Source organism: Pseudoalteromonas sp. APAL1, from assembly GCF_021532475.1.
In the GTDB taxonomy this organism is placed as follows: Bacteria; Pseudomonadota; Gammaproteobacteria; order Enterobacterales; family Alteromonadaceae; genus Pseudoalteromonas; species Pseudoalteromonas lipolytica_C.
This window is the reverse complement of the sequence record NZ_JAKGAW010000036.1, coordinates 21536-43143: the sequence shown is the minus strand read 5'-3', so window position 1 is coordinate 43143 and position 21608 is coordinate 21536. Positions and strand designations below refer to the sequence as shown.

The window sequence follows — 21608 nt, the reverse complement described above, 5'->3', positions numbered from 1 at the left end:
AGACAGGTCGCCAGGTGTTTTAGATACAGGCACTTTTTGAGTAAGGCTTGCACCTAATGAGTCAGTACGAGCAACGATAATACCGTTATCAATACCCAGTTCTAAGAATGCGTAACGAACAGCGTTAATTTTTGCTAAGAAATCTTCATGCGGTACAGTTACTTTACCTGCTTGGTGACCACATTGTTTTGCGTCAGATACTTGGTTCTCGATTTGGATAGCACATGCACCCGCTTCAATCATCTTTTTAGCCAGTAGGTAAGTTGCTTCTTCGTTACCGAAACCCGCATCGATATCAGCAATAATTGGCACAACATGGCTTTCGAAGTTATCAATTTTATCTAGCACAGCTTGAACGTCACCGCCGTTTGCTTTCGCTTGGTCTAGGTCTTTATAAAGGTGGTCAAGCTCACGTGCATCTGCTTGCTTTAAGAATGTATAGATTTCTTCGATTAGCGCTGGAACAGACGTTTTTTCATGCATACTTTGGTCAGGTAATGGACCAAACTCAGAGCGAAGTGCCGCAACCATCCAGCCACTTAGGTATACATAGCTACGTTTAGTTGTTTTGTTATGACGTTTAATTGCCATCATCATTTGCTGTGCAGTGAAACCATGCCAACAACCTAATGATTGTGTGTATTGGCTGTGGTCAGCATCGTAGGCTGCCATGTCTGCACGCATAATATCTGCAGTGTATTGAGCAATGTCTAGACCCGTACGAAAACGGTTTTGTAAGCGCATACGGCTTGCGTATTCAGGGTTGATTGACTGCCACGTTTTGCCTTGTGTTTGACATAAAGTAGCTAGGTTATCGGTTTCGCGTTGATATGTTGTCATAATAAAAGTCCTTCGAACGGGTTATCTATTTTTTGTTAGTGAGAGTGGCTACTGGCGTTTGCTTCGTAGCGCTTAATTCAACATTAGGCGGATTTTTTGGATTTAGTAAATTTATAGTTGTTATTACCACTATATTTTTAGTGAATGGCAAATAGCCTGCTTATTAGCCTTTTTTACGATATGGTTGAACCATGAATGATCAAATTACGCTCGTTTAAAGGACATTATTATGACCACTCTCTCACTTAACGGTTTAAGCGTTGATCAACAACTTGCACAGTTTGTTGAACAGCAACTTCTACCAGGAACAGGCATTAGCACAGATACTTTTTGGCAAGGTTTTGCTGATATCGTCAACGAACTAACACCTATCAATCGTGCGCTTTTAGAAAAACGCGAACAACTGCAAGCTAAGATTGATGACTATCACAAGCAGCACCCTGTATGGGATGCAGCGAATTATCAAGCATTCCTTGAAGAGATTGGCTACCTCGTTCCTGAGCCAGCTAGTTTCAGCATCGAAACCGAGCAGGTTGAGCCTGAAATCGCCAGCACCGCGGGGCCGCAGCTTGTTGTGCCAGTGAGCAATGCACGCTTTGCCTTAAATGCAGCGAATGCTCGCTGGGGCTCGTTGTATGATGCGCTGTACGGCACTGATGTTTTAAGTGAAGATGACGGCGCCGAAAAAGGCTCTACATACAACCCAGTACGCGGTTTTAAAGTAATGGCTTATGCCCGCCAGTTCCTCGATAAAGCATTACCTTTAGCAAATGGTTCACACATCGAAAGCACCAGCTATGCAGTGGTAAATAATGAGCTTTTAATCACATTACGTGACAGCAGTCAGGTTCGCCTAGCTAACCCTGAACAACTTATTGGCTACCAAGGTGAAGCGCAAAATCCTAGCTCTATCTTATTGAAAAATAATGGCTTACATATAGAACTGCAAATCGACCATCATCATCCAATAGGCCAAGCAGATAAAGCAGGCCTAAAAGATGTACTACTTGAAGCAGCCCTCACAACGATTATGGACTGTGAAGATTCCGTTGCTGCCGTTGATGCCGAAGACAAAGTAAACGTCTATCAAAACTGGCTTGGTTTAATGCAAGGAAACCTAGTAGAAGCATTTAACAAAGATGGCAAAACCATTGAGCGCCGTTTAGCACAAGACCGCCAATATCAAGGTGTAAATGGCGAAACAATCACGCTTAAAGGCCGTAGCATGATGTTTGTGCGTAACGTTGGCCATTTAATGACAAATCCAGCTATCCAAGATAGTGAAGGCAATGACGTGTTTGAAGGCATTATGGATGCCATTATCACCAGCACCGCAGCGCTTCATGATTTAAAAGGCACAAGCACCCTTAAAAATTCAACGGCTAATAGCATTAACATTGTTAAACCAAAAATGCATGGCCCGGAAGAAGTGGCATTCACTAATACCCTATTTACCCGCGTTGAGCAGCTGCTAGGCTTGCCTGCAAACACCATTAAAATGGGTATTATGGATGAAGAACGCCGCACTTCAGCTAACTTAAAAGCCTGTATTTTCGAGGCTAAAAACCGTGTTGTATTCATCAATACCGGTTTCTTAGACCGTACTGGTGACGAAATTCATACTTCAATGCAAGCTGGTGTAGTATTGCCAAAAGGCGCTATTAAACTTGAGCCTTGGATCAGCGCATACGAAGACCGCAACGTTGATATTGGCTTAGCTACAGGCCTCAGTGGTAAAGCACAAATTGGTAAAGGTATGTGGCCAATGCCAGATAAAATGGCGTTAATGATGGAACAAAAAAGTGGTCACCCGAAAAGTGGTGCAAATACCGCGTGGGTACCCTCTCCTACTGCTGCAACGCTGCATGCAATGCATTATCACGATATTGATGTATTTGCTTGTCAAAAAGCGCTTATGGACCGTAAAGAAGCAAGCCTTACCAGCTTACTCACTCCACCGCTTATGAAAGATGCCAGCAGCTTAAGCAAAGAAGATATTCAAGCCGAACTTGATAACAATGCACAGGGTATTTTAGGTTATGTTGTGCGTTGGATTGACCAAGGTATTGGCTGCTCAAAAGTACCTGACATCAACCATGTTGGCTTAATGGAAGACCGTGCCACACTGCGTATTTCAAGCCAACACATGGCCAACTGGCTGTATCATGGTGTTTGTTCTGAAGAGCAAATTAGAAAAACCATGGCACGCATGGCGAAAGTCGTTGATGGCCAAAATGAAGGTGATCCTGCTTACAAAAATATGGCTGATTCAGCCGAAACCTTAGCGCAAAGCGTTGCTTATCAAGCAGCGTTAGCCCTTGTTTTAGAGGGAGTTAAACAACCTAGTGGATATACTGAACCATTATTGCATGCGTTCCGTATAAAATATAAGTCGTTAAATTAGCCACTACACAACTCTCCTTCGAGTTTCATGTGTCGTTCATAGCAGCCTAAGGGCTGCTTTTTTTTGACTAATATCAATTGAACTCATAACGACAGTGAATACTCATCATTCATGGCATAATAAAAATCTATTAAAAAAGGGGCATTTGTTACCAAATGCCCCTTTTTACATACTAATACGTACTAATTTTTTAAAAATTAGTTTTTGACAATCGCATTGTGATAAACGTTTTGCACGTCATCACAGTCATCAAGCATAGAAATAAACTTTTCAAAGTTTGCGATATCATCTGGATCTGTGATGTCTGTATGAACTTGTGGAACAAACGTGATCTCGTCTACTTCAAAGTTAATACCTTCAAATGCTTCTTCAAGGGCTGTTTTTGCTTTGTAGTACTCAGTATGTGGAGCGAATACAGACACTTTGCCATCTTCTACTTCTACATCTGTTACGTCTACATCAGCCATCATTAGCGCTTCTAGTACCACTTCGTCGTCATCACCGGCAAAGCCTAAAACAGCTAAGTGGTCGAACATATGCGCTACACAACCCGGTGTACCAATTTTTGAATCTGTTTTAGTGAACGGTAAACGTACATCTTTGATAGTACGGTTAGGGTTATCAGTTAAACAGTCAACAATAACCATACAGTTACCAGGGCCGTAGCCTTCATAACGTGCTGGAGAATAGTCTTCCCCTGCCCCACCGGCCGCTTTTTTAATTGCGTTATCGATTACGTGTGCTGGTACTTGGTCTCGTTTCGCACGCTCAATAATACGCTTTAGCGCTTGGTTAACTTCTGGATCAGGTTCGCCATTTTTAGCAACAACGTAGATTTCTTTACCGTACTTAGAATTTACTTTAGTTTTTGCATTGGCTGTTTTAGCCATGGCGTTTTTGCGGACTTCAAATGCTCTGCCCATCTTATGCCTCTATGAATACATTTGATAATTGCCGATATTTTAGCAACTCATGAACGCTTGGGCTAGTACTAGGGCATTTTGAAAAATAAAAAACTAACAATAAATCTCAGGAAAAATAAAAAACAAGTCTATTTAACATAACATCTTATTTTCTTGAAATGACCCAACCAATTTAGGTAAGTCTGAAAAATGATGCAGTACGTAATCAGCCTGATTTGCGTATTCAGGAATTTCATCCGGAGCGTACAAACAAGCGCGCATATTTGCATTATGGGCAGCTTGAATATCAAATAAGTAATCACCAACATAAAGTAGCTCAGACTGATCAAGCTCCCATAATGTCGCAATAGCATTCAAGGCGCTTGGATCAGGCTTAGCAGGCGCATCAGAGCGAGTTAACACTGTTTCTATAGGTAAAGGGTTATTCTTTAATTTAATGGCAGCAGCACGGTCATAGTTTCGAGTAACAATTGCCATTGGGATATTGTTTTCTTTTAACCGTGTGATGGCATCTGCAACACCAGGAAGTAAATGTGAGTGCTGGGCATCTAACAATTCATGCTGATGTACTATGTTCATCGCTTCTTCACGCATATAAGGTGAAGGTAAAGAAGCGATATAAGCGAGTAAGTCTTTTTCTACAGGACAACCAACCTGTGCTTTGATTAATGAAAAATCAAGTTCAGAAGAAACCAAGGTACCATCTAAGTCGAAGATTACACCGCGTATATTGTTGTCATGGATAGTCATATAAATCCCTGTATATGAGAATTGGGAAAGTTTTGGTGCCCATTAATAAGATAGTTTACGAAATCAGTTAATTAAAGGATCAAAGGATTAAAAAAGTAAGTTTTTTAATCCTTTAGTATAAGAAAATTATGGTTCAACAGGCTCAAACCTTGCCTCAAGCCAAGTGTCATCTTGACTAAACGTAAGAGTTTTAACTTTACCTTTGCCTTCAATGTTTACCATATTAACTTGTGCTGGCCACAGGTCACGTAATGCTCCGTTGCTCATTCGAATACCATGAATTCCCTCAGGGATCGTTACTTCTTGATAAACCCAAAAGAATTTACCATCAACTTGCGCACCCACATCTTTAAGCTCAAGCGGCTTACCATCTAAAGTTTGTAGGGCAATATGTGACTCAACATAATCAGCAAAACGCTTTTGGTCGTCTTTATTACTTAAAATATCAGCATGACCGTCAAATAAGTGCTCTACCGCATGCTCAGTATCGTGTAAATAAAAGCGATGCATTAGCTCAATATTATTAGTGCGTTTATTAAAAAGTACCGTTGTTACAGACGCTTTTAACTGGTGCGCCATAGTTGGCGCACTCAGTAATAAAGCAAAAATAATGGCTGCAAAGCGCATTATTGTTGCTCCTCAGCATCTTTTTCGTCGTCTTTTTTCAGCTCAGTTTTAATATCTTGCATGATATCGCGGCTAACTTTCGCTTTACTCTTCTCACGTTTGTACACTTCAATACGTGATGGAATAATACGACGCGGATAGTTATTGTTTTCTACATCAACATCCGCAGTTTCCCAACGCGGGTCAACTGTAACAGACACTAGATTTTTACCCTTGTCAGTGACAATGAGCTTTTGAACATGCTTGTGATTACGACGCCAGATTTCAGCAGGAATGTACTGCTCTTCTTTCGTACCATCTTCATAAGTAAGCTCTAATAAGATAGGCATTACTAAACCACCTAAGTTTGAGAACTCAAGTACGTAGTAGTTTTTATCTTCTTTGATTGCACGCTCAAACGTTTTACGTTCCCAAGGTTCTAAGCCTTTTAGGAATTTGTTATACGCGTTACGCTCTTTATTAGTTACCGTGAAGCGGTCATTTTCGTCATAGAAGTCAGTTACATCTGGGTTTTCTTCAACCCACAGTTTTTTACCTTCTTCTTTATTACGTTTTACGAATAACGGCATTGGCTTATCAGCTTCGATATCACGTAAACGATTAAAGTCGATATCAGGGTTTTTAGTATCTAAACGCAGTTGGTAAACCTTGTCTAGCGAGATATCAACGTGATCTGTGGTGTAGAACCAGCCACGCCAGAACCAATCTAAATCAACACCAGACGCTTCTTCCATAGTACGGAAAAAATCAGCCGGAGTAGGGCGTTTGTACTTCCAACGCTGTGCATATTCTTTAAATGCAAAGTCGAATAACTCACGGCCAAGGATCACTTCACGTAAAATGTTAAGTGCCGCCGCAGGCTTAGTGTAAGCATTTGGGCCTAAACGCAATACGCTGTCTGACTGAGTCATCACTGGTACTTGGTTTTCTGACTTCATATACTCAACGATATCGCGAGGCTCAACTCCCCACGGAATTGTGTGGTCCCATTCACGACCTGCAACTCCATCTAAGAAACTATTTAAACCTTCATCCATCCACGTCCACTGACGTTCATCAGAGTTAACGACCATAGGGAAGTAAATATGACCAACTTCGTGGATTACAACGCCAATTAAGAAGCGCTTTTCAGCTTGTGAGTATGTACGAGTACCATCGTCTTGTAGGTCAGTTCGCGGTCCATTAAAGGTGATCATTGGGTACTCCATACCACCTACAGGGCCATTTACAGACTGAGCAACAGGGTAAGGGTAATCAAATGAGAAGCGCGAATACACTTCCATTGTATGAACGACAGCTTCAGTTGAATACTTCTTCCAAAGGTCGCCACCTTCTTTCGGGTAGAAAGACATCGCCATCACTAACGGCTGATCGTTACCACCTTGATGATAGCCTTTAGCATCCCACATAAATTTACGTGAAGAAGCCCATGCAAAGTCACGAACATTTTCAGCTTTGAAATGCCATGTTTTCGTTTTATCAGTGCCTTCTTTTTCGTTTTCTAGCGCTTCTTCTTCAGTCACGATGAAAACAGGTCGTTTAGCGTTTTCAGCTTCTTCTAAACGTTTACGCTGCGTGCTAGTCAGTACATTACGAGCATTATCAAGTTTACCGGTTGCCGATACAATGTGATCAGCTGGCACGGTGATCTCTACATCGTAGTTACCAAATTCAAGCGTAAACTCACCACTTCCTAAGAATGCTTTGTTTGTCCATGCTTCGTAGTCTGTGTATGCAGCAAGACGCGGGAACCACTGTGCTAGCAAAAAGATATCGTTACCATCTTCTTCAAAGTGCTCATAACCCGAACGAGCACCCACGGCATCTTCTTCAACAATGTTAAAGGCGAAGTCCATGCTGAACTCAACGTCTTTACCCGGTTTAAGTGGCTCATTTAGATCAATACGCATTAAGGTATCAACCACAGTTACTTTAAGCTCTTTTCCGTCTTCGTCTTTAACATTGGCGATTTGATAGCCCAGCTCATTGTCAGCCATAAACTGCTGACGACGTAACTGACCTAAGCTCAGTTTTGTCGCTTTTGGCTGAGGGTCACCTTGCAGTGTTTTACCATTGAAGGTTGATGTCATTTCTGCAATTGAGTCAGATTTAAAGATATTTTGGTCTAACTGTAACCAAAGATACTTTAATGTATGAGGTGAATTATTTTTGTACTCAATTTTCTGACTTGCCGTTAAACGACGTTTTTTCTCATCAAGCTTTACGTCGATGTCGTAGTTAACTTGTTGCTGCCAGTAATTTTCTGCAGGTGCTCCAGCGGCACTACGATAAACATTGGGAGTTGGGAGTGCTTCATCCAGTTGACGAAACTTGTCAACAAATGAACCTTTTGTTTGCTCAACTGATGATGCCATAACCGTAGACGATACAGCTAAAGGCAATACCAAAGCACTCAGCGTTAAAACTGCTTTTTTCATTGTTAATCCTGTAAATTTTGCGTGAGCGTACCTTCTCAAACTGCTAACAAAGTTGCAATAAAATAACGATAAAGTGCGGTATTTTTCAGGTAGTATTCATACTTTTAAAACTATTTATTTTTGTCCTGCCAAATAGCCTTTTAAGTACAAGTGTAAAGGGGGTTTACATTACACTTGCTCAATTTTAGTTCAGCACAAATTCATGCCAAAGTATTAATGTTAAATATAAAGGTTTTTGTTTAACTAGTTTAACTATCTAAAGAAAGATTAAATGGTCTGTTAAATGCATAAAATAGTGTGACTGAAGTGTAATAAAGATACCGTCAAATTTTGCACATAAGCTTAAAAATGAAGGGTGATTAGATGAAGTTTTATATAGTAAAGAAAGACTCTCGTTTAGCAGCCATTCCAGCTCAAGAAGCAATTCTTAACGAGTACGAAAATCGTGGTTTTGAATTTGTAGAAGTGATTGCCGCCTGTGATGAGTCAGATGCATTATCGCGCACAAACCCGGTGATAAAAAGGCCAAAAAAATGGCTGATTTACCCAACTGCCTTCATAATTTTATCCTTTGTTATATTTATTTTCGCAATAAATTAAATTTTATGGCATTTTCTATTGAAATTTACTGCCATTTATATTTAAAATCGCCCACTTTTTTGATTTTGGGGTCTGCGTAGTTCGTAATTGCGCCTCAAAATGTTTTGGTAATCAGCATAGAATTCGGTGAGCGTATGGATTTTTATATCCTAAAAAAACAACAAGAACTAATTGCAATTCCAGCGGACGAACAAAATTGTAAACAGTACCTAGATTCAGGGTATTTTTATATTGATAAAGTAGCAGCTTGTAATGAAAGTAATGCACTTAAAATATTACAAGCAAAGCAAACTAAAGCGCTTAAAGTACCATTAATTATGGCTCTACTGGCGTTACCTATGGTTGTATTTGCCTGGTATAGCTTAAGTTAGCAAGCCAGGCTGGGCATCTTGGCTCAGCTTAGGTATATTGACGCTCTTAATAAATAATAAGAGCGTTAAATGAAAGTCCTTCATACATCTGATTGGCATTTAGGCCAACAATTCTACGAGCACTCCCGATTCGATGAACATCAAGCGTTTTTAGCTTGGTTAACCGATACGCTTGTTTCAGAACAGATCGACTTACTGCTAGTTGCGGGTGACATTTATCATACGGCAACACCACCTGCCAGCGCAGAAAACCAACTCTACCAATTTATTAAAACCACCAAGCAGCATTGCCCTGACTTACACATAGTCATTATTGCTGGTAACCACGACTCAGCAAATCGAATAATGGCTGCAAAACCTTTATTAGCTCAATTTGATACGCATGTTGTTGGCCGCTTTGATAGTAACGCCCCTCATGAAGTAGTACTGCCAATCAGCACAAAAAACGGCGATGCGAATGTTGTTGCCATGCCATTTTTACGTAGCAGTGATTTAAGCAGCTATAACCGCCAACAAGAGCAGCCGTTAAGTTATAACCAAGCCGTTGCCCTTGCTTATAAAGATGCATTACAAGCCGCAAGTGAATTACCAAATGCGCCATTAATTGCGATGGGCCACTTACATGCAAAAGGCGGAGACATCTCATCAGATTCTGAACGTAACTTGGTTATTGGTGGCGAAGATGCAATATCGGCTAGCATATTTACAGATCAACCTGATTATGTCGCGCTAGGGCATCTACATAAAGCTCAAACCGTCGCCAAGAAAGACACCATTCGCTACAGTGGCACGCCAATGCCGATGTCATTTTCTGAAAGACGCTATCAGCATCAAGTTGTGATAGTTGAGCTTAGTGACTCAGGTACTACTGTAAACCCCCTTTACATTCCTAGCTTTTGTAAAGTCATGTTGCTGCCAGAAAAAGACTGTGTGCCACTAAACGAACTATGTGAGCTTATAAAACAACTCGATTTAACAGATGAAGATTTAGCGCCATACCTGCGGGTTAAATTGAGCGCCCATGACACTGACACCACTTTCAGAGAACAAATAGAACAAGCCCTTGAAGGTAAGCAAGTTAAGTTCTGTGGCATTGAAAGGGTTCGTCAACAGAGCAGCCAGCAAGACGATGAACAAACCCTATTTGAAGATGTCTCACAAATTGAAGCGCTGAACCCACACTCACTTTTAGAGCAGGCATTCGCAAATAATAAAGATATGGCAGGGCAGGCTGTACCAAAAGAGCTAGAAAGCTTATTAAGCCAAGTAATCGATGAATTGAATGCGGAGGATCTACTATGAAAATTTTAGCGATTCGTGTTCATCAACTAGCCTCTATCTTAGACGCCGAAGTCGACTTTAGCGCTTCGCCTTTAAAAGAAGCGGGGTTGTTTGCCATCACGGGTGATACCGGGGCGGGTAAAAGCACATTACTCGATGCCATTTGCTTAGCGCTTTATAACAAAACAGCAAGATTACGCGGCGATACTGGCAATAAAATTGACTTTAACGGCGACAATATCAAACTCAATGACTCGCGAAACTTATTACGCCGCGGGGCAGGGCAGGGCTTTGCCGAAGTCGACTTTATTGGCCAAGACAAACAATCATATCGCGCAAGATTAAGCTTTAGCCGAGCGCGTAATAAAGCCGATGGCAAATTACAACCCGCACAACATAGCCTCTACTCATTACCTGATGAAACCCTAATTGCTGATAGGAGTGCTGCTGGTAAAGAAATCGAGCGTATTATCGGCTTGAGCTTTGAGCAGTTCTCACGAGCAGTACTGCTTGCACAGCATGAATTTGCCGCTTTTTTAAAAGCAACTGGGGATGAGCGTGCGCAACTACTTGAATGCTTAACAGGCACCGACAAATTCAGCCGTATAGGTCAGCGAATTTTTGAGCGCCATCGTGAACAGCTGCAAGCTTTAGAGCAGTTAAAGCTAAGTTTAAGCAACTATCAGGTTTTAAGCCCTGAACAGGTCAAAACGAAACAAGCAGAGCAAACGGCTCTTGAAGCTAAGCTCACTGAGCTGCAAAAACAAATAAAACAATTTGAACAGTACCAAACTTGGTATAAGCAAGCATCTCAGCAGCAGCAACAACTAAACCAAGCTGAGCAAGCAAAGCAAGAGTTACAGCAACAAATGCACGCGCTTGCTGAAAAAGCCACTGAAGCGAAACAAGCTCAGCAATGCCTAGAAATAAAAGATAACCGCGAACGTGTGTCGACTCTTAGCGTTCAACATGAGCAACTAATTAAAAACCGTAAGCAGCTTTTAAACGTTGATCATAAAACGCTGATCAAAGACGCTGAGCAAACCCTTGAAAAGCAAACCGCACAACTAAACCAATCTAAGCAAGCACAAAAAGACGCGCAACCTATTATCAGTCAGGCCCGTGAGCTAGATAAGCAACTTGCGGTTTTAAACCAGCAAGCAGCGGCGCAAAAAGTACACGCAGAGAAAGCGAAACACCATCATCAAGAGCTGAGTAATACACTAAATAGCCATAAAGCAGAGCAGCAAAAACAGCTAGAGCAACAAGCACAAATAAATAGCTATTTAGAAACACATGCACAATGGCAACCATTAGCAAAAGACTGGTCATTCTATAAAAGTGAGTTAAGCCGCTTTAGCCAGCAACTGCACACAATTAGCCAATCACAGCAAAACGTAAAAGCTCTTCAACCTAAGATTGATGAGCAGCAAGCAGCCGCGCAGCAGTGTAAAACTAAATACCAAGCCCTTGAGCAAGAAATTAAGCGCCTAAATGAGCAAGATGCCGCCTTTAAATCGAGTTTAAATACTCAATCAATGGCCGATATCGACGCTAGGCTTGAGGCGATTAAGCACCTGATTGAAAAGCGCCAAGTATGGCAAACTAATCAGCAGCAGTTAAAAAATTGGCAAACACAATTAAACACATTAAGCCAGACTGAGCAGCAACTGCAAACGGCATCAAAAGATGCGCAGCAAGGTGCAGAGCAAGCACAGCAGCAGGTTTCGCTTTGTGAGCAAAACTTACAGCAAGTGCAGTTAAGAGCCAGTGAAGGGGTCAGCCAGTTACGTGCCACTTTAAAAGCAGGGGAGCCGTGCGCGGTATGTGGCTCAAAAGAGCACCCCTTTATGCATGAAGAAATGGTAAACGAGCAATTTAGTCAACTTATTAACGACTTTACCAACCAGTTAACTAACGCCAAACAGCACTTAAAAGCTCAGCAAGCATTACAGCAAGCTAAAAGTAATGAGCTGGCGGCATGCAGCCAACAGATAAGCTCGTTAACTGGGCAGATCTCAGAGCTGAGCGCTCAACAACAGAGCCTCAAAGAAACCATGGCGGCTAATCGAACTGAGCTAAATGATTTAACCGAAGCTCAGTTAAACGAACGTCAGCAACAGCTACGCCTGCAAAAACAGCAATACTACAAAACCCTTGAGCAGCAACAGCAGTTGCAAAACACGCTTGCGGCTAAGCAAACTGAGTATAATCAACAAGGACAAGCGCTTTATAGCAAAGAGCAGCAGTTAAACGAGTTGCAGCAACAGCTAAATAATCTGCAAACACGTTTAAATGAGCTCAATGATGAGCATCAGCAGCTTTATACGACACTGAATCAACAGTTCACCAGTGCACCTTGGTGGCAGGCACTCAATACACAAAACACTTCTTTAGAGAACATTGCTGAGCACGTTGAGGCTTATCAAGCTTCGCTGCAAACTGCGGATGAGCTTAAAACTAGCTTAAAAGCCATTGAGCAGCATCTTGCGCATTTAACGCCGCAGCTCAACGAAGCAGATACCTCTTTAACTCAGTGCAACGAGCAACTAAGCCAAACTCAAAACGAATTAACGCAGATACAATCAAAGCGCGAGGGCTTATTGAGTAACGCAGCGATTTCGGTAGATGAGTTTATTGCTGAGCTTGAAAAAGCGATAGATTCAGCGCAGCAAGCACTACAACTTGCCCAGACAACCCATAATAATGCGGTGAAGGCGCGTGACGAACAAGCCATTCAAATCGCCAATTTTGACGAGCGTGAAAAAGAACTCACCGCTGAGCAAGCAGCGCTTAATGAGCGCTTTAGTCTGTGGTTTAACGATTTTAAAGCGCTGCACCCAAGCTTAGATGAGCAAGCCGTTAGTCAGCTATTAACGATAAGCCCTACTGAAATCAAACAAACTTTGGCTGACTATCACACCGCCGAGAGTAGTTTAAAAGATGCTGAGGCTCTTTTAAAACAACGACAGCAGGCTTTGGCTCAGCACCAAAAAGAAAAGCCAGCTCTCGGTGAAGATAAGCTGCAAATACAGCTTAATCAAGCCACAGAGCAACAAGTGCAAACAAATAACGCATTATTGCAAGTTGCGACGGAGCTTAAAACCCATCAACAAAATAGCCAAGCGCTTGAAGATAAACAAAAGCAATTGGTTGATCAGCAAAAAAGCTATGAGCACTGGCATCTACTCAATAAGGTGCTAGGGGATGCCAGCGGTAAAACCATGCGTAACTTAGCGCAAACACAAACCTTAAAAATACTGCTACATTACGCGAATAGTCACTTACAAACCCTAAATAAACGCTACAAATTAACAGCCATAGGGCAAACACTCGATATCGCAATTATCGATAAAGACATGGCCGATGAGCAGCGCTCTGTTAATACATTATCGGGCGGTGAGTCATTTTTGGTGTCGTTAGCACTGGCGCTAGGGCTTGCCTCGTTGTCGTCGAATAAAGTACAAATAAACTCTTTGTTTATCGACGAAGGGTTTGGTACGTTGGACAGTGAAACGTTAAGCATCGCGATGGATGCTCTTGATTCTCTGCAAGCACAAGGCCGCAAAGTAGGGGTTATTTCTCACGTATCAGAAATGACCGAACGCGTTGCCACCCAAGTGCATGTGGCGAAAAAACCAGGTGGTTATTCGACCATCTCTGTTATTTAAAGGATTAGCATGCCAACTTTTAATCACGAAGAAGCAAGTCACTACGACGAACGTATTTTGCGCCTAGTTCCAGGTTATGAGTTATTACATCAAGCAACCGCCGCCCAACTGGCAACCACGCTGAGCGATGATGCGCGCATTTTAGTGGTTGGTGCCGGAACAGGTAAAGAAATCATCGAATTAGCGGCGCTAAAACCAAGCTGGCAATTTATTGCTCAAGATATTTCACAAGACATGCTCGATATTGCCGAGCAACAGTTTGGCCAGCATAACATCAGCGACCGCGTGACAGTGCACTGCGGTGATATCAATGACATCGACACTCAATGTGACGCAGCACTGTGTTTACTGGTCATGCATTTTGTTGAAGATAACGGCGATAAAAAAGCGCTATTAAAAGCGATTCACAGCAAGCTTAAGAAATCGAGCAACTTATACATTGCCGATTTAATGCGCCCAGAAACCACTTTTGAGCGCGAATCTCAACTACAGCTATGTACACAGTTAGGTTTAACAGAAGTCGGCGTAGAACGCATGCGCCACAACCTAGAGCACGAGTTTTACCCATTAGACCGCATTCGTTTTTCAGAGTTAATGAATGAAACCCGCTTCAGCACTCCAAAACAATACTTTAAAGTGCTTGGTTTTGCTGGGTATGTGGTTGGGAGTTAGCTACGTTCTAGAGCTGTCAGCTATCAGCCGTCAGCTCTCAGATTGAAACCAACAAGTTAACGAGCTACAAGGGGAAAGAGTAAAACGACATCACGTAGGCGCGAAATTTATTTCGCGCGATGTTTTGTAGGTTGGGTAGAGCACAGCGAAACCTAATCAATTGTTAGTAGCCCCGCTTAACTTTCTTGTTATTTTACTTTATACCAAACAGTTACGATTACTGTTGCAGGCATCCATGAACCACCACTTTGTGATTGAGTAATATTTTTAATTTCTATATCCGGTTGAGAGGCTAACCAAAGATTGATTTCAGTTTCTAAACCACAATCAGATGATGTAGGTGAACTAGGCCAAAAACTTTGTTTAGGCTTTATGATTTTTGTGAATATTTTAACTTCCATTTTTAGAATTACATTCCATGATGATATTAGTAATATAACGCCGCAATAAACGGCAAGGAACGAGCCTGAGCCAAGCTTTTCGGATTCTATTTTGATTGCCTGTTATAAGTCTTTATCTTTAAAATGTTTGCAACTGAGCAAACTGTTGGCAGTCTCTAGCTTAATGCGCTTGTTAGCTTTTACATACACTGTAATCAAAATCATCCTTTATATTTGGCATTTCATCAACTTGAAAATAGCCCCAAATAGAAAAAAATAAAAAAAATAGAGGAATAAGTATATGTGCAGTTAACTTAAGATTTGCGCGCCATCCAGTAAGAATCTTTGTAGGTTGAAGCACTTTTACTCCCTTCGGTGGGAACTGTCCATGCATAAACCCCTTAATACCTACAGGTAGTGTAAATAGACCGATAAAAATAGCACTTAACAAAGGAAATCCGACAAAGGTTGAATACCATAAGACTGAAATCCCAGAATAACCGAAAGGAGTGTGACAGTGAACGGTATCTACATACCATTCTAAAAATGGAATAAACCATTTTATGCTAATTATCACGGCTAAAGCGCAAGCTAAAATAATTAATGCTTTTATTCTAATTTGTTCAGGTTTTGAATATTCTTCTGCGTATTTGATAAACTCTCTCCTTGAGTAAAAGCTAACGCCTCAAATAACAGGTTAAAATAAGCGAGGCACGAGCAAAAACCAACTGTTTTGTTCTGGTTTAATGACTTGTTAGTTCACAATTACACCAATACTAATGAAAAAACACTTAGCCAAATTAGCTGAAAGCCATATGAAATACGCTGATAGATGCCAGGATTACTTTGGGATTTTACAGCTTTGGCCATTGCAAAAAGAAAATAAACCGCTGCGACAACAGAAAGCAATGAAAAAATACGGAAATATAATGGGATAATTTCAGTTGTTGGACTTATAGCAACTAATATCGGTGCAATAACTAATGAAAGCAACATGGTAAAACCAGCCCAAGAATGTACCTTACAATTAAAAGTTGGATTCTTAGTAAATGGATCGGCGTCCATTGGAAAGTAACCTGCGACCCATGTACCTACACCATGAGCTATAACTAACCAACCCGCAACATTCACTAAAGTTGAAACATTTGAGAGTTGAGCCAGATACCAACCGAAAAAGCAAAATAGAAAACCAAGAGGATAATTATTAATTAAAGGAGACAATTTTTCAGTTGGGCTACCAGTCGCACCTAACTCACTACAAAATTGCTTAGAATGGCTATAACCAGTATAAAACCTACCTGCTACATATACACCAATGAAAATCCAGATTGTTGCAATTAATCCTGAATAGATCGCAATACTCTCAAACACCACCAAAGTCCCTTTGTTAGCTAACATTTTATCGTGCACACTTCGCGCATATTTATGCCGATGCCACGCTCATTATGTTTAATAAATCTACTATTAACAAATAACGGAATGCATTGCTAACTGTAAATTTTTTTTGATGTTATAGATATTCATAAAGAAAAATGGCTCAGCGCTGATTTTTATCATATTTGCAGGGTATATGGTTGGGAGTTAGCGAGTAATGAACCATCGCGCGAAATAAATTTCACGCCTACGCGATGTAAAACGCTGCTGCATCAAAGCTCGCTAACTTTAGTTTGTAACTCGCTAAGTTTGTTGGGTTTCGCTCCGCTCTACCCAACCTACAATAGCCTAATACCCCGCAGCCTGGCCGTCTTTGCGGGTTTCAGATGCGCCGTAATAAACGCCGGTTTTTGGGTCTTTCAATATAGCTTGATAACCACCGTATGGGCCAACTGCGTCTTGTAAGGTGTGGCCTTTCTTTATTAACTCACGGCGGGTTTCCATCGAAAAACCTGACTCTAAGCTAACAAAACCGCCGTCTTCCATGATCTCACCGGTTGGTTGCGATGAACCTGTGTGCAGAATACGCGGTGCATCACCGGCTTCTTGCAGGTTCATGCCAAAATCAATCATGTTGATAAGTATTTGAGCATGCATTTGTGGCTGTGTCGCACCTCCCATAACGCCATAACTCATATATGGCTTACCATCTTTGGTGACAAACGCAGGAATGATTGTATGAAATGGTCGTTTGCCTGGCTCATATTGGTTCATGTGGCCTTTTTTAAGCGCGAACATTTCGCCACGGTTTTGCAATACAAAGCCTAATTTTGCCGGTGTCATACCTGAGCCCATACCACGGTAATTACTTTGAATAAGCGAAACCATGTTGCCGTCTTTATCGGCGGTCGTCATATAAATGGTATCGCCTTCTACTGGGCCTGCATGGTCGCGTTTTGCGGCTTTATTAGGGTCTATCAGTTTGCGTCTTTGGTCAGCATATTGCTGCGAAATAAGTGTTTGTACGGGAATGGTGTTAAACGCTGGATCGGCGTAGTACTTTGCACGATCTGCAAACGCGAGCTTTTTCGCCTCAACAAAGGTGTGAACGTATTCAGGACTATCAAAGCCCATGCCTTTGATATCGTAACCTTCAAGAATATTGAGAATTTGCTGTGCGGCAATACCTTGGCCATTTGGTGGCAATTCCCAAAGCGTATACCCTCTATAATCGGCGCTCACAGGCTTAACCCATTCACTATAGTGCGCAGCTAAATCTTCATACGATAAGTAGCCGCCGTTTTCTTTCATGTAGCGACCAATTTCTTTAGCAATCTCGCCTTTGTAAAAAGCATCGCGGCCGCCTTTGGCAATTTTACGATAGGTGTTTGCAAGGGCCGGGTTTTTAAAAATGTCACCCTTTTCTGGCATTGCCCCATCAGGCATATAAACATCTTTAAAACCTGGGTATTTACCTCGTGCAGCCACACTTTTTTGCATGTAATAGGCAATCAACTCAGATACAGGGAAGCCGTTTTCAGCATAATCGATAGCAGGTTGGAGTAGCTTTTTCATTGGCGTTTTGCCAAACTTTTTATGTAACTCAAACCAGCCATCTACAGCACCGGGTACCGACACTGGTAAAGGTCCATAAGCAGGAATGTAGTCACCCTGTGCTTTTAAAGTGTCAAAAGACAAGCTTTGTGGTGAACGGCCAGAAGCATTTAAACCATATAGTTGCTTAGTTTTGTTATCCCAAACAATGGCAAATAAATCGCCACCAATTCCACAGCCAGTCGGTTCAACAAGGCCAAGCACTGCATTTGCCGCAATGGCTGCATCAATAGCGTTACCACCATCTTTTAATACCTGTAAGCCCACTTGCGTAGCTAATGGCTGTGAGGTTGCAACCATACCAGATTGCGCGATGACCTCAGAACGACTAGCAAAGTTATGGCCGGTGATGCGATCGTAAGCTTGAGAAGCGCCTGTTGTACCTAAGCATACTGCTAGTACTAAACTTTTAATAAGTGGAGTTGGTTTCATAGTTTTTGCCTTTTTTTTTACCACTATAAAAAGCAATTAAAGATCAGGCAATGGCTTTGCGATCGAGCGCGAGAAAACACGATTGACTTCAAAAAATACCAAAACCGCAGCCAATTTACCTTAAACAAAGCCAAATTAGTAAATAGCAGAACCATTCAGACATTGCTCTGCAACTGGTGAAATTTCACCAGTTGAGTTTATGTTCCCAGCGACAAACTGATCAATAATCGCCGCAATTTGGTTTTCTTGCTTCATGCTATCAAGCGCCTTTTGCAGCGCGGTAACTACCTCGGGCGATGTGTTTTTGTTAAGCGCTAAATAATTCCCCACTAAAGCAGGGTGCTTTAGCTCAAATACCGGAGTCACTTGCTGAGGACTCATACCTACATTCATCAGTTGCGATGTTAGGGTGAGTGACGAGCCAATCAGCAAGTCATGCTTACCTTGCTTAAACATCTTTAGCTCTTCAAACTTTTTTGAATAGGTTAAAAACTGCTGGCCCTCAGTAAGATTAAAATCAGCAAGAACTGTTTGATAAACATCACCACGCGATACGCCAATAGTATAGTTTTGCAACGACTTTGTACTACTTACTTTAATGTCGTTACGCTCATTTAAACGATATAAACATGAGTGCCCTGAGACCAATGGCCCAACCCAATAAAATTGTTTTTCTCGTTTTGCGGTACGCGATGTTGAATATATTCCTGTATGCGGTTGGCTCATTGTCAATGACATGCCTCGCTTCCAAGGCAATACATTGAACGTACAATTTAGCTTGGCTTTTTCGCACAAAGATTCCATGATTTTGGTGTTAATACCGGTCAGTTGGTTGTGCTGCATAAAGTTGTAAGGAGGAAACACTTCGGTATATAAAGTCAGTTGTTCCGTGCTAGCCACTGCAGTGCTGACTGTGAATAAACTAAATAGTGTTAAATGCTTATACATCGCTCTTAACTCATTAATCAGGTTTAACAATTCGGCTCAGCTGCTTTTGCAATGTATTTAAACAAAAAGGTTTAATAATAAAGCCGTTAACTCTTGCGGTAATCATCTCATTGACGGTTTGCTTACTGTCTTCGCATGTCACCATTAGTACTGGCAAGTTAGCAAGCGTGGGCGTTTCTCTGATATGGTTCAGCAAACATCTGCCATCCATTTTAGGCATATGCAAATCAGTGATTACTAGATCAAAGGTTTGCTTCTCTAGTAAGTCAAATGCTTGTGCACCATCCGTTGCCTCAGTTATGTCATTATAATCAAGCCTACGTAACATGTTTATCAACACGTAACGCATAAGGGGCATATCATCTACAACCAATATTTTCATTAAGTGAACTATTAAAGTTTTGGTTTTTTAAGCTTAGTTTGCTAACCCAATAACGCAATAAAGTAGCAGCTAAGAGACAACATCAGCGACCAATTGACTTAAGCGCGCAATTTTAATGTTGCTCAATTGGCGATAGTCAAAATAAGGGCAAACAATCACTTTACTAGACTTGCTAATTGCAAACTCATCATCAAGCCAAGTTAATTGGCAATGCAAAAGTCCGTTATTAATAAGCTGCTTAGCATAAGTTCGACCAGCAATGATGTGTAATTGCTTTGATTTGTTTAATATCGGCGGGCTGAACAGTAACGTGGTTTGGCTATGTGCTTGCAGCAGTTGTTCATCACGAAAAGTTTGCCAATCAGGCGCCTTTTTAGCGAAATCATAAAACTCGCTTGGTAGGGCAAACAGCACTTTGCTGTATACATTAAAAACTTTACGCCAACCATTACCACAAGCTTGGTTTATTTCGTTAATCTGACCTGTTTGCATCGCATGCAAATGATCAAGCTGTTGCCATGCAGGCATCGGCGGGCGCTTTTCAATATAAACAGCGACTTTAAACGCCTCATCACCAAACCCCTGTAGTGATGCACTATTAACTTCACTCATGGCTTTTTAGCTAGGATCCGATCTAGGTTATTTGCAAAGTTTTGACGGTCAGCTTGGCTTAATGGCGGCGGGCCACCGGCCATTTCAACACCACTCGAACGCATTGTTTCCATAAAGTCGCGGACATTCAAACGGGAGCGAATATTTTCGGTTGTATATAATTCACCGCGAGGGTTAAGCGCTTGTGCGCCTTTTTCAATAACTTCAGCAGCTAGAGGAATATCACCAGTAATTACCAAATCATTCGGCTCGATACGTTTAACGATTTCGTTGTCAGCAATATCAAAACCCGAAGAAACTTGTAAACGGCTAATAAACTTAGAAGGAGGTACTCGCATCGCGTGATTCGCAACCAATGTGGTAAACGTTTGCGTACGCTCAGCAGCGCGAAAAAGTATCTCTTTGATAACAACGGGACAGGCATCTGCATCAACCCAAATCTTCATGGTATTCTCAATATAACTATTCTAGACTGGCATAGTTTACCTCACTTGAACTTAATTACCGCTATTAACGTATTAATTTGTTTATTTAAAAGGAGTATAAGCGTGCAAAAATCATTAAAACTTTTAGGGGTTATATTTATTACTGCGATTATTTCGGCCTGTACTGGCGTGCCGGATGACATCAAACCCGTCGATAATTTTGAACTAGAAAAATACACAGGAACTTGGTACGAAATTGCACGTCTGGATCACTCATTTGAAAGAGGCTTAGAAGGTATTACTGCTCAATACTCGATTAATCCTGATGGCACTGTAAAAGTCATCAATAAAGGCTACAGCGTTGAAGATAAAGCATGGCAGCAAGCAGAAGGAAAGGCGAAGTTTGCAGAGCAGCAAGACATAGGCCACCTCGAAGTATCATTCTTTGGGCCATTTTACAGCTCTTACGTGGTGTTTGAATTAGACAAACAGGACTATCAATACGCTTATATCACAGGCTACAACAAAGACTATTTATGGTTTTTGTCGCGTACACCTACTGTAACAGAACAGCAAATGCAGGATTTTATAAATACAGCTAAACAGTATGGCTTCAAAACAGATGAGCTTATCTATGTTGACCATAAAAACCTGTAAAGGGGCTTTACAACTGTCTTGGAAATATCACGAATGTGCAACACAACTGTAATGGACATTATGCAAACTATGCATCGTTAAATTGAAGCAACATGTGATCCCCCAATTTAATCCCCTGCTTGGGTAGGCAATGCCTACCCATTTTTTTTATATCATTTCGATTAATTAAATATTATTGCCGGTTGATATCAGATCAGCATTTTACTA

Annotated in this window: 19 protein-coding genes; 7 read left to right on the top strand and 12 right to left on the bottom strand. The window is 41.4% G+C overall.

Annotation, left to right across the window (positions count from 1 at the left end):
• A partial coding sequence (locus tag L1264_RS16025) for an isocitrate lyase (RefSeq protein WP_235404223.1) occupies positions 1-840 on the bottom strand: 840 nt, incomplete at its 3' end.
• A gap of 229 nt (positions 841-1069) precedes the next feature.
• On the opposite strand from L1264_RS16025, the gene L1264_RS16020 reads away from it, so the two are divergent.
• On the top strand, positions 1070-3244 hold the full coding sequence (locus L1264_RS16020; protein WP_206769079.1) for a malate synthase G: 2175 nt from the start codon (positions 1070-1072) through the stop codon (positions 3242-3244).
• Positions 3245-3441: 197 nt separating this feature from the next.
• Here the strand turns inward: L1264_RS16020 and L1264_RS16015 are convergent, their stop codons facing one another.
• The 4 genes from L1264_RS16015 to L1264_RS16000 form a co-directional block, all read right to left on the bottom strand.
• A complete protein-coding gene (locus L1264_RS16015; protein ID WP_105180590.1) occupies positions 3442-4167 on the bottom strand; it encodes a YebC/PmpR family DNA-binding transcriptional regulator in 726 nt (241 codons plus the stop codon).
• 132 nt (positions 4168-4299) lie between these two features.
• Positions 4300-4917, bottom strand: a complete 618-nt coding sequence (locus tag L1264_RS16010; RefSeq protein WP_135926674.1) for an HAD family hydrolase — start codon at positions 4915-4917, stop codon at positions 4300-4302.
• Positions 4918-5043: 126 nt separating this feature from the next.
• Entirely contained in the window at positions 5044-5544 is a 501-nt protein-coding gene (locus L1264_RS16005; RefSeq protein ID WP_199526124.1) for a DUF6702 family protein, read from the bottom strand.
• Positions 5544-7982, bottom strand: coding sequence for a M1 family metallopeptidase (locus L1264_RS16000; protein ID WP_138558807.1), 2439 nt, complete (start codon positions 7980-7982; stop codon positions 5544-5546). The genes L1264_RS16005 and L1264_RS16000 overlap by 1 nt, the downstream gene beginning before the upstream one ends.
• Positions 7983-8345: 363 nt before the next feature.
• Here L1264_RS16000 and L1264_RS15995 point away from each other — a divergent pair, with 363 nt between their 5' ends.
• From L1264_RS15995 to L1264_RS15975, 5 genes are all read left to right on the top strand, one after another.
• A complete protein-coding gene (locus tag L1264_RS15995) occupies positions 8346-8582 on the top strand; it encodes a hypothetical protein (RefSeq protein ID WP_135926671.1) in 237 nt (78 codons plus the stop codon).
• Between the two features lie 134 nt (positions 8583-8716).
• On the top strand, positions 8717-8953 hold the full coding sequence (locus L1264_RS15990) for a hypothetical protein (protein WP_135926670.1): 237 nt from the start codon (positions 8717-8719) through the stop codon (positions 8951-8953).
• A 69-nt stretch (positions 8954-9022) separates the two neighbouring features.
• Positions 9023-10255 carry an exonuclease SbcCD subunit D C-terminal domain-containing protein gene (locus tag L1264_RS15985; RefSeq protein WP_199526125.1) on the top strand — a complete coding sequence of 411 codons (1233 nt, stop codon included), beginning with the start codon at positions 9023-9025 and terminating at the stop codon, positions 10253-10255.
• Positions 10252-13905, top strand: a complete 3654-nt coding sequence (locus tag L1264_RS15980; protein WP_199526126.1) for an SbcC/MukB-like Walker B domain-containing protein — start codon at positions 10252-10254, stop codon at positions 13903-13905. The genes L1264_RS15985 and L1264_RS15980 overlap by 4 nt, the downstream gene beginning before the upstream one ends.
• Before the next feature lie 9 nt (positions 13906-13914).
• Entirely contained in the window at positions 13915-14577 is a 663-nt protein-coding gene (locus tag L1264_RS15975; protein WP_199526127.1) for a class I SAM-dependent methyltransferase, read from the top strand.
• 188 nt (positions 14578-14765) lie between these two features.
• On the opposite strand, the gene L1264_RS15970 is transcribed toward L1264_RS15975, so the two are convergent.
• The 7 genes from L1264_RS15970 to L1264_RS15940 form a co-directional block, all read right to left on the bottom strand.
• Positions 14766-14978 carry a hypothetical protein gene (locus tag L1264_RS15970; protein ID WP_138556508.1) on the bottom strand — a complete coding sequence of 71 codons (213 nt, stop codon included), beginning with the start codon at positions 14976-14978 and terminating at the stop codon, positions 14766-14768.
• 744 nt (positions 14979-15722) lie between these two features.
• Positions 15723-16328 (bottom strand): DUF998 domain-containing protein, encoded by a 606-nt coding sequence (locus L1264_RS15965; protein WP_199526171.1) that lies wholly within the window; start codon positions 16326-16328, stop codon positions 15723-15725.
• Positions 16329-16679: 351 nt separating this feature from the next.
• Positions 16680-18377, bottom strand: a complete 1698-nt coding sequence (gene ggt / locus L1264_RS15960) for a gamma-glutamyltransferase (RefSeq protein ID WP_135926665.1) — start codon at positions 18375-18377, stop codon at positions 16680-16682.
• Positions 18378-18512: 135 nt separating this feature from the next.
• Positions 18513-19325 carry a substrate-binding periplasmic protein gene (locus tag L1264_RS15955; protein ID WP_199526128.1) on the bottom strand — a complete coding sequence of 271 codons (813 nt, stop codon included), beginning with the start codon at positions 19323-19325 and terminating at the stop codon, positions 18513-18515.
• A 13-nt stretch (positions 19326-19338) separates the two neighbouring features.
• Positions 19339-19707 (bottom strand): response regulator, encoded by a 369-nt coding sequence (locus L1264_RS15950; RefSeq protein WP_235404221.1) that lies wholly within the window; start codon positions 19705-19707, stop codon positions 19339-19341.
• Between the two features lie 69 nt (positions 19708-19776).
• Positions 19777-20319, bottom strand: a complete 543-nt coding sequence (locus L1264_RS15945; protein WP_199526129.1) for a DUF6942 family protein — start codon at positions 20317-20319, stop codon at positions 19777-19779.
• A complete protein-coding gene (locus L1264_RS15940; protein ID WP_135926661.1) occupies positions 20316-20765 on the bottom strand; it encodes a YaiI/YqxD family protein in 450 nt (149 codons plus the stop codon). The genes L1264_RS15945 and L1264_RS15940 overlap by 4 nt, the downstream gene beginning before the upstream one ends.
• A 102-nt stretch (positions 20766-20867) precedes the next feature.
• Between L1264_RS15940 and L1264_RS15935 the strand changes: the two genes are divergently transcribed.
• Positions 20868-21401, top strand: a complete 534-nt coding sequence (locus L1264_RS15935; RefSeq protein ID WP_135926660.1) for a lipocalin family protein — start codon at positions 20868-20870, stop codon at positions 21399-21401.
• Positions 21402-21608: the final 207 nt, after the last annotated feature.

Coding starts and splice junctions, on each gene's coding strand:
- L1264_RS16020 (WP_206769079.1), top strand. CDS start 1,070: ATGACCACTCTCTCACTTAACGGTTTAAGCGTTGATCAACAACTTGCA.
- L1264_RS16015 (WP_105180590.1), bottom strand. CDS start 4,167: ATGGGCAGAGCATTTGAAGTCCGCAAAAACGCCATGGCTAAAACAGCC.
- L1264_RS16010 (WP_135926674.1), bottom strand. CDS start 4,917: ATGACTATCCATGACAACAATATACGCGGTGTAATCTTCGACTTAGAT.
- L1264_RS16005 (WP_199526124.1), bottom strand. CDS start 5,544: ATGCGCTTTGCAGCCATTATTTTTGCTTTATTACTGAGTGCGCCAACT.
- L1264_RS16000 (WP_138558807.1), bottom strand. CDS start 7,982: ATGAAAAAAGCAGTTTTAACGCTGAGTGCTTTGGTATTGCCTTTAGCT.
- L1264_RS15995 (WP_135926671.1), top strand. CDS start 8,346: ATGAAGTTTTATATAGTAAAGAAAGACTCTCGTTTAGCAGCCATTCCA.
- L1264_RS15990 (WP_135926670.1), top strand. CDS start 8,717: ATGGATTTTTATATCCTAAAAAAACAACAAGAACTAATTGCAATTCCA.
- L1264_RS15985 (WP_199526125.1), top strand. CDS start 9,023: ATGAAAGTCCTTCATACATCTGATTGGCATTTAGGCCAACAATTCTAC.
- L1264_RS15980 (WP_199526126.1), top strand. CDS start 10,252: ATGAAAATTTTAGCGATTCGTGTTCATCAACTAGCCTCTATCTTAGAC.
- L1264_RS15975 (WP_199526127.1), top strand. CDS start 13,915: ATGCCAACTTTTAATCACGAAGAAGCAAGTCACTACGACGAACGTATT.
- L1264_RS15970 (WP_138556508.1), bottom strand. CDS start 14,978: ATGGAAGTTAAAATATTCACAAAAATCATAAAGCCTAAACAAAGTTTT.
- ggt (WP_135926665.1), bottom strand. CDS start 18,377: ATGAAACCAACTCCACTTATTAAAAGTTTAGTACTAGCAGTATGCTTA.
- L1264_RS15955 (WP_199526128.1), bottom strand. CDS start 19,325: ATGTATAAGCATTTAACACTATTTAGTTTATTCACAGTCAGCACTGCA.
- L1264_RS15950 (WP_235404221.1), bottom strand. CDS start 19,707: ATGAAAATATTGGTTGTAGATGATATGCCCCTTATGCGTTACGTGTTG.
- L1264_RS15945 (WP_199526129.1), bottom strand. CDS start 20,319: ATGAGTGAAGTTAATAGTGCATCACTACAGGGGTTTGGTGATGAGGCG.
- L1264_RS15940 (WP_135926661.1), bottom strand. CDS start 20,765: ATGAAGATTTGGGTTGATGCAGATGCCTGTCCCGTTGTTATCAAAGAG.